The organism is Streptomyces sp. 13-12-16, assembly GCF_002114215.1.
GTDB lineage: Bacteria > Actinomycetota > Actinomycetes > Streptomycetales > Streptomycetaceae > Streptomyces.
Map to the genome: position 1 here is coordinate 1 of NZ_NCTE01001476.1, position 712 is coordinate 712.

Below are 712 nucleotides of genomic sequence, written 5' to 3' on the forward strand. Positions count from 1 at the left end.
GTCCGCCGGGGGCCGGCCGGAGGCGGGGGCGCCGGTCTTGAGGCCGCCGGGTTCGGGGCCGTCGGTGCCGGAGCCGGGAGTCTGGGACGGCAGCACTGTCATCGTGTCGCGGCCTCCTCGACCCGCTCGGACGCCTCGTCGCACCGGGCGGTGCGCGGCAGGTCGTCGCGGGACAGCGCCCACCACGCCGTCAGGCCCAGGGCCACGCCGGTCAGGACGGTCGAGGGGCCGCCGATGTCGCCGTAGACGAAGTCGGTGAGCAGCCAGAGCAGCAGGCCGACGGCGACGAGCGCGCAGTCGAGGCCGGGGCCCCGGCGGCGGGCCCGCAGCAGCCGCCGCAGTGCGCACACCAGCAGCGCGAGCCAGCCCCCGGCGAGCGTCAGCAGCCCGATCAGACCCTGCTCGCTCAGCACCAGCAGGTACATGCTGTGCGGCGACAGCAGCGCCTGCCTGTGGTACTCCTCGCCCGCGCCCGCGATGTCGCTGCCCGAGGACAGCGCCAGGGTGGCGTGCCCGTCGCGGTACTCGGGGAAGTTCTTCAGCCCCACCCCGGTCCACGGGTGCTCGCGCCACATGCCGGTCGCCGCCGCCCACAGGGTGTACCGGTCGACGACGGACTGGTCGGGCGCGTCGGTGACCTCCGTGATGCTGTCGATCCGCTCCTGCAGCATCGCCGTACCGACCCCGAACCCGCCCATCAGCACGACCCCCG

Annotated in this window: 1 protein-coding gene; it reads right to left on the reverse strand. The window is 75.0% G+C overall.

The features are described 5' to 3' along the window. Window positions 1–98: 98 nt before the first annotated feature. Window positions 99–712, reverse strand: a 614-nt coding sequence (locus B7767_RS43025) for an O-antigen ligase (RefSeq protein WP_143653018.1), incomplete at its 5' end; no start/stop codon positions are given.